The sequence below is a fragment of the Pseudomonas sp. PB120 genome (assembly GCF_009761815.1).
In the GTDB taxonomy this organism is placed as follows: Bacteria; Pseudomonadota; Gammaproteobacteria; order Pseudomonadales; family Pseudomonadaceae; genus Aquipseudomonas.
In genome coordinates this window covers 72769-80378 of record NZ_RWIN01000083.1, presented here as the reverse complement: position 1 = coordinate 80378, position 7610 = coordinate 72769, and the positions used below count along the sequence as shown (strand labels likewise).

Below are 7610 nucleotides of genomic sequence, written 5' to 3'. Positions count from 1 at the left end.
GACCGCGAGGCGGCGCTCGGTCGTCCCATGGCCCCGCATGCGCTGGAAACGGTGACGCGGCGCGTGCTGGAACAGGCGACCCAGGCCAGCTCCGAGCAGCTCTATCGTGCCCGCCGCGACTTCGAGGCGATTGGTTTGCAGATGGACCTGCTGTTCGACGACATCGACGTGATCCTGTCCCCGGTCACTGGCCAGCTTACCCCGCCACTGGGACGGGTCAGCCTGCAAAACAGTTATGAGGATTACATCAAACACATCGTCGGCAGCATCGGCTTTACGGTACTGGCCAACGTCAGCGGTCAACCGGCGATGTCGGTGCCGCTGGGCATGAGCCGCGAGGGCCTGCCGATCGGTATGATGTTCGGCGCCGCGCATTGCCAGGAAGGCCTGTTGTTTCAACTGGCCGGGCAGCTGGAACAGCATCGCCCCTGGGCCTTCCTTCCCGCACAGCACTAAATCGGCCTGCCGGGCCTCCCCGAGCGGCGGGCCCGGCAACAGAAAAGAGCACATTGCGAGTGTCTATCCATGACCACCAAGCCCCACGGTTTTCGTCGCCACTACACCTTGTTTCTATTGTTCCTGGTCTCCGCTGTCAGCCTCATCGACCGGCAGATCATGGGGATCGTCATCGAACCCATCAAGGCTGAATTCAATGTCACGGACACCCAGATCGGCCTGCTGACCGGGCTCGGTTTTTCCCTGGTCTACTGCCTGTTCGCCATCCCTATGGGGCGTTTCGCCGACCGGACCAACCGTCGCGACCTGATCGGCCTGTGCTGCGCCTTCTGGAGCGCCATGACCCTGCTCTGTGGCTGGGTCACCGGTTACTGGACACTGGCGCTGGCCCGTCTGGGCGTGGCCGTCGGCGAGTCGGGCAGCGGCGCGGCGTCAATGACGATGATCGCCGACCTGTACCCGCCCCATCAGCGGGCCAAGGCCATCAGCGTGTACATGCTGGGCGCGCCCATTGGTGCATTGGTCGGCCTGAGTGTCGGCGCCTGGATCACTTACTACTACGGGTGGCGCGACGCATTCATGTGGATGGCGATACCCGGCCTGATCGCCGCGGTGCTGTTGCGCCTGACTACCCAAGAGCCGTTGCGTGGCACCTGGGAAATCCCGGCGAACAATCCGGTCCATCACGAGTCCCTGTGGCAAGTGCTACGCGGTGCCTGGGCCTGCAACCCTTACGTGCGCATCGCCATCGCCGGCGCGCTGCTGGCGTTTTCCGGTTACGCGTTCAGCATCTGGAGTACCACGTTCCTGGTGCGCAGCCACGGCCTGACACTCAAGGATGCCGGCGCCATCATGGGTCTGGTGGCCGGGCCGGGAGCGATCATTGGCTCGCTGTCCAGCGGCTGGCTGACCGCACACCTGGCGCAACGCGATACCCGCTGGCAACTGGGGATCCCGATCATCGGGGCGCTGCTGGCCTTCCCCCTGGCCATCGGTTTCGCCCTGTGTCCGGCCGGCGATCCCTGGCTACTGGGCAGTTTGAAAGTGCCCAAGGCGGCCGCCTTCATGTTCGGCATGTCGGTGTTCGGCATGTGGTGGATGGCCCCCAGCTACACCGCCATCGCCCACTTGATCGCCCCCCGGCGCCGGGCCACGCTGATCGCAGTGTTCAACTTCGGCATCATGGCCCTCGGCGCCGGTTTCGGGCCGCTGGTGGTTGGCATGCTCAGTGATCACTTGAGCTCCCTCGCCGGGGCGGATGCGCTGCGCTGGGCACTGGTGATTTGCGCCAGCGGTTACCTGCTGGCCAGCCTGGTGCTGCTCAGCGTGCTCAAACCCTATGGCAAACAGATCAGCCCGGTGGAAGTGCCTGCGCTGGCTGTGTGAATGAAAATCGCCCCTGACAACGGGTTGTCAGGGGCGAGCTTCATTGGGCCGGCATGACCGCCGCCTGAATGCGTTGCCTGTCGCTGACCAGGCAAACCACCAGTGCGGCCACGCCGATGCCGAACAGGTAAAGCGCCTGGCGCCCGAAATGTTCCATCATCGCACCCGCCACCAAGGGGCCAATGGCTGCGCCGATGCCGAACGTGACCAACAGCACCCCAGCCACCGACACCCGCAACTCAGGCTCCAGATTGTCATTGGCATGCACAACGCCCAATGGATAGAGGCAAAACTGCAGAAAGCCGATGACGGCGCCCGCCAGCATCACCCAACCTGGTTGCGGTGCCTGCACAAAGGCCAGTGGCAGGTAAGCGATGCAAAGCAAAGCGGCGTTCCAGCGGATCAGGCCGACACGGGAAAAACGGTCCGACAGTTTGCCCAGCGGCAGCTGCGCGAACAGGCCCGCCGCAATACTCAAGGCCATGAACAGGCCGACCTGTGCCGGTGAAAAACCCGACTGTGCAGCGAAGATCGGCGCCAATCCATAGAAGCAGCCGTTGAGCAAACCCGAGGCGAGCACCGTGCCCAGCGATTGCGGCAGCCGACGGATATAACGCATGAAGCTGACCCTGGCCGGACTGATCGGATGCGGCTGCATTCCCCGATGCATGGCCATCGGCACCAGCCCGATGGCGAACGCAATCGCCACGCCCGACAACACTAGCGCGTCGAGCCCGTTGCTGAAGCTGAGCAACAACTGCCCCAGCATCATGCCGACGTAGCTCGCCACCATGTACAGCGACATGGCGCCGCCTCGACGACCGCCCGGTGCACAGTCATTGAGCCAGCTTTCAATCACCATCAGTTGGCACATCATCGCCACGCCGACCACAAACCTCAGCGCCAGCCAAAACGGCAGCCAGTCACTCAACTGGTGGCTGAGAACCGCCGTGACAATGACGCCTGCGCTGACCACAAATGCCCGCACGTGTGCGATCCGGCCGATCAGCCAGTAACCGGCACGTCCTCCTGCCACCATCCCCAGCGCGTTGGCCGCCATGAGCGCACCGCCCCAGAACTCCGCGATACCGGCGGCGTCCAGGCGCAAGGCCAGGTACGTCATCAGCAGGCTTGACCCGAGCTGCATCAACAGCGCCGCCGCGTAAATCGTTGCAAACACCTTGGTGAGCGCAAACATGTTCAGTTTCCCGGATCAGATGAGCCCGTGGCGCTGCTTCCAGTCACCCGGATGCACGACATAGCCAAACAGCGCGTGTCCCCCATAGACGAGTTCGGTCCCTTCGGGAATCCACAGCAACTGCCCGGGTTCCACCCGGTACAGTTCACCGTTGGCCCTCAGTTCGAAACTGCCTTCGATGACAAAAATCACTTCGTCATACAGCAAGGTCCAGGCAACCTCGGCCCCCTCCCACCGCGCAAATCCGATGCCCAGGTGCGGCGACACCTCATTGCTGAGGGCGCGCGCAACACTGGCGCCCCCGGGGGGGCCACCGCGATGCACAAAGTCCAGGTCCCGGTGATCGACCAGCCTCACCGGTTTCCTCTCTGTCGGGGCATTCGTCATAGCTCGCTCCGGCTGTTCCACGCCGCCCAGCGGATCCGTGAACGCACCCCGAGCCCAAGGAACGGCTCCGGCGGATTGCGCGAAGGCATGCCCGTCACGGACTGAATGTCATTGAGCTGTTGCGAGTCGGCACCCACCGCCTTATCGGCCAGCAACGTGCCGGAGATGGTGCCCCAGGCGGCCCCGACGCCGTTGTCACAAGCGGTGGCGAACACGCCGTCGTCGAGTTTCCCGAAGAAATTGGTGAAGTTGCGCGAGATCGCGTAAACCCCGCCCCAAGTGTGCGTCAGCGGCACATGGGCCAGTTGCGGGTAGCGCGCGACGAACGCCGCCACATGGTCCTCGCGGACCTTCATGCGCGTCGCGTCATTGATGCTTCGCCCGTATCGCGGCACATGTTTGTAGGTATTGCGGATGATGAGACGGCGATCCTGGGTCATCCTCACCGTGGTGCCGGCATGGTCGGCAGGCGTCAGCCCCCAGTCGGCCTGCACACCGACAGCCGCCATCTCGGCGTCCGTCAGCGGCCGCGTCCAGCTGGCGAACGTCATCACCGGCAACAGCCGATTGCGCAGGTAACCGAACTCCTGGGTGAAAATACTGGTCCCCAGCAACACTTTCGGTGTGCGAATCGATCCGTCTTTACCTTGCAGGGTCCAGCTCCCGTCCGCGTCCTTCTCCAGGCGCTGGATCGGCGATTCTTCCAGGACCTCGACGTTTTCCGGCAGTGACCCGCCCAAGCCACGCACCAGTGCCGCTGGCTGCATGAGGTAGCAACCCGGGGTAAAGATGGCGCGGCTGTAATAGTCCGTGCCCAGCACCCCGGCCAGTTCCTGTTTTTCCACGCGCCGGTAAGGCTCGCCCAGGTCGGCCATCAGTTTCTCGAAGTGGCCGAGATAGGCCAGGCCACGCTCACCCACGGCGCCTTGATACTTGCCGGCATGGGACCATTGGCACTCGATGCCGTGACGTCCGATCAGGGTTTGCAGTTGCGCGATGGCCGCGCGATTGAGGCCGAGCAAGCGTTGCTTGTGCTGTGGATCGGGATGTTCCAGGGCGAATTTGTGCGGCAGGTCGATGACGAATCCGGAGTTACGACCCGATGCGCCGTAGCCGACGCGCTGGGCATCCACCAGCAGAATGCGCGACTGCGGCATGTGCTCAGCCAGGCGCCGAGCAGCGGCGAGGCCGGCGAAACCGGCGCCGATCACCACGTAGTCGGCCTTTTGTTCACCGCTCAGGCGAGTAGGCGCCAGCGGTTCGGGTAAGGCGGCGTACCAGCCGCAACTGCGGTCATCATGTGGCAAGTTAACGATACTGTTCATGGGTCGATTCTCAGGCCACATTCTGTGGGATGCCCTGGCAGCTCTGCAGCCAGGCATTACGTTTTTGTTGTGCTTGCCGTCCAAGCAGGACGAAGCCGCGCAAGGCACCGCCGCTGTCGCGGAACGCCGCGCTCAGGCCGTCCCCGGTTTCGTCGCAATGCCATTGCCCTTCGCAATCAACGGGCGGCGGCAGCAGGCACAAAGGAGCGGCGGGCGTTTTCACCGTCACGGGGGCGAGTGGGTACGTCACCGGCGTCGGCTGCCCGGACAAGGTCTTGGCCAGGGCACGAATGCCCTCGTTGATCGGCGCGAGATACGGTAGCAATTGCCCATCGACCTCGATGCAGTCCCCCAAGGCATAGATGCCGGGTTGTGAGGTTTGCAGGTGCGCATCCACCTGAATGCCACGCCTGCACGCCAGGCCTGCGGCCTGTGCCAGTTCCAGATTGGGTCGCAGGCCCACCGCCGACACCACCAGGTCCGCGTCGAACGCCTGACCATCGGCCAGTGTCAGTCGATAGCCATTGGACGCTTGCTCGATGCGCTGCAACGTCGTACGCAAATGCCATTGCACGCCCAGCGCGGACAACGCCTCTTGCAGTTGCCGGCCCGCCGCTTCCGGCAGCAAGCGCTCCATCGGCCAATGCCCCAGACCAATCACCCGAACCTGATAACCGCTGCTGGCCAGGTCGTTGGCAAATTCGCAGCCAATCAACCCGTCGCCCAGCACCGCCACGCGGCGCACACCTTCGAGGCGCTCACGGAATGCCCGGTAATCCTGCAGATTGTTCACGCTCAGCAATGCGTCGGCACAGCCCTCGATGGGCAGGCGCAGGGGTGACGCCCCACTGGCCAGGACGAGTTGACCGTACGCCACCTCGCCAAGATTGGTGTGCAGGCGTCGGGCCTGCACATCAATGCGCTCGACCCGGCAATGGCTGTAGATGCGAATGCCCCAGCGCTGTTCCAGCGCCATCGGGCTGTCCGTCGCCAACCCCGCCGCGCTGCGCCCTTGTGCCAACGCGATCGACAGCCCCGGCTTGGAATAGTGGTGCCCACAGTCCTGGGTCAGGACCCGGATATCGAGTTGCGGGTTGGCTTTGCGCAGCGCCTGCGCGAGGCCATAACCGGCATACCCGCTGCCGATGATCACCACCGGCTGGGCCGGCTGAACTGCTACTGCGGGCTGTTTCACGAGCGCCGGGGCGACAGCGGCGACCTTCACCGGTTCGCTGATCTCGATCATCTCGAAATCCGATTTGCCCACCTTGCACTCGGGGCACAGCCAGTCTTCGGGGACATCTTCCCAGCGGGTCCCGGCGACAATACCGTCGTCCGGCCAGCCCAGGGCTTCGTCATAAATCAGGCCACAGATAATGCAGAGCCATTTTTTCATGGTGTGCCTCCTCACTCGCCCGAAATGCGCAAGGCAAGGTTTTTGGTACGCACATAGCTGTAGAGCGCTTCCTGGCCTTTTTCGCGGCCGAAACCGGACAGCCCCACGCCACCGAACGGCGTTTCAATGCCACCGGCGTACCACTCGTTGATGAACACCTGGCCGGCGCGTAGTTGCCGTGCGCAGCGCAAGGCGCGATTGAGGTCCTGGGTGAAAACCCCCGCGACCAGGCCAAAGTCGGTGCCGTTGGCAATGGCGATGGCTTCCGCTTCGGTGTCGAACGGGATAACCGCGAGCACCGGGCCAAAGACTTCGGCCTGGGCAATTTCCATCTGCGGGCTGACGTCACGGAACACCGTTGGTGCCATGAAGTGCCCACGCATCCCGCTGATGGCCTCGCCGCCGGTGGCAACCACGGCGCCCTCTTCCTGGGCTCGCCGACACATCGCTTCAATGCCTTGCAGCTGGCTCGCGGAGATCACGGGCGTCAGGTCTGGATTGTCCTGGCCAAGGCCCGCAACCAGTCCCTCGGCCATCGCGACCACTTCAGCGACCACCTCTTCGTACAGGGAGCGATGCACCAACAGGCGCGACATGGCCGAGCACACCTGGCCGGCATTGAAGAAAATGCCGTTGCGGACGCTATTCAACAGTTGCTCGCGGTCCGCATCGGGGAACACCACCGCCGCTGATTTGCCGCCCAGCTCCATGACGCTGGGAATGGCGTGCTCGGCAGACGCTCGCAGAATGCTCTGCCCTGTGCCGACGGACCCGGTGAAGACGATCTGGTCGACTGCCCGATGCCCGGCCATGTAAGCACCGACTTCCCGGCCTTGACCGCAGATCAGGTTGACGGCGCCGCGAGGTAACCCGGCGCGTTCAATGGCCTGCAGCAGAACGCACAGCCCCAGGGGAGAAATTTCCGGCGACTTGATCACCACCGCGTTGCCCGCCGCGAGCGCCGGCGCCAGTGAACGGGCGCAAATGGACACCGGGAAATTCCACGGCACGATTTGCAGCGACACGCCCATGGGGTCGTAGACCGTGAAGTCCATGTAGCCGTTGCCCAGCGGAATGGACTTGCCTTCGATCTTGTCGGCCATCCCGGCGTAATACTCGAAGTAACGCGCCGCTTCGATAAATTCGTCACGGGCGTCGCGCAGGCTCTTTCCGTTCTCCTGGCACAGGACCCAGGCCCCTTCCTCGGTCACCGCGCGGATTTGCGCGGCGACCTCCAGCAACCAGGTGACCCGTTGCGCGGGCCGTGCGCGGGTCAGCTCGCCGCTGTCGGCACAGCGGCGTGCGGCCTGCAGCGCGCGTTCGGCGTCGGGGATGGAGGCCTGGGCAATGGTGGCGACCGGTTCTGTCGTCCCGGGATTGCTGACCGTGATGGACTGCTCGCTGTCGGCCCACGCGCCATCAATGAAGTTCAACCAATGCGGCTGGATCGAATACATGGCCA

Annotated in this window: 7 protein-coding genes and 1 pseudogene; 2 read left to right on the top strand and 6 right to left on the bottom strand. The window is 63.9% G+C overall.

Translation table 11 applies throughout. From position 1 onward, the window contains the following. The coding region (locus tag EJA72_RS16560; protein WP_256679708.1) for an amidase family protein at nt 1-456 on the top strand (456 nt) is incomplete at its 5' end. Between the two features lie 69 nt (nt 457-525). After that, the gene (locus tag EJA72_RS16555) at nt 526-1842 is read left to right on the top strand and encodes an MFS transporter (RefSeq protein ID WP_157712506.1); all 1317 of its coding nucleotides are present in this window, start codon (nt 526-528) and stop codon (nt 1840-1842) included. 40 nt (nt 1843-1882) lie between these two features. Here the strand turns inward: EJA72_RS16555 and EJA72_RS16550 are convergent, their stop codons facing one another. The 6 genes and pseudogenes from EJA72_RS16550 to EJA72_RS16530 form a co-directional block, all read right to left on the bottom strand. Further along, nucleotides 1883-3040: an MFS transporter gene (locus EJA72_RS16550; protein ID WP_157712505.1), complete on the bottom strand. Its 1158-nt coding sequence runs from the start codon at nt 3038-3040 to the stop codon at nt 1883-1885. A gap of 15 nt (nt 3041-3055) precedes the next feature. Continuing rightward, a complete protein-coding gene (locus EJA72_RS16545) occupies nt 3056-3427 on the bottom strand; it encodes an ethanolamine utilization protein EutQ (protein WP_157712504.1) in 372 nt (123 codons plus the stop codon). After that, nucleotides 3424-4752, bottom strand: coding sequence for an FAD-binding oxidoreductase (locus tag EJA72_RS16540; protein ID WP_157712503.1), 1329 nt, complete (start codon nt 4750-4752; stop codon nt 3424-3426). The genes EJA72_RS16545 and EJA72_RS16540 overlap by 4 nt, the downstream gene beginning before the upstream one ends. A 10-nt stretch (nt 4753-4762) precedes the next feature. Continuing rightward, nucleotides 4763-5998, bottom strand: coding sequence for an FAD-dependent oxidoreductase (locus tag EJA72_RS16535; protein ID WP_256679709.1), 1236 nt, complete (start codon nt 5996-5998; stop codon nt 4763-4765). Beyond that, nucleotides 5987-6148 (bottom strand): annotated as a pseudogene (locus EJA72_RS29305) (rubredoxin); the annotation flags it as partial. The gene EJA72_RS16535 and the pseudogene EJA72_RS29305, both read right to left, overlap by 12 nt. Nucleotides 6149-6159: 11 nt before the next feature. Continuing rightward, nucleotides 6160-7605: an aldehyde dehydrogenase family protein gene (locus EJA72_RS16530; RefSeq protein WP_157712501.1), complete on the bottom strand. Its 1446-nt coding sequence runs from the start codon at nt 7603-7605 to the stop codon at nt 6160-6162. Between the last annotated feature and the right edge of the window lie 5 nt (nt 7606-7610).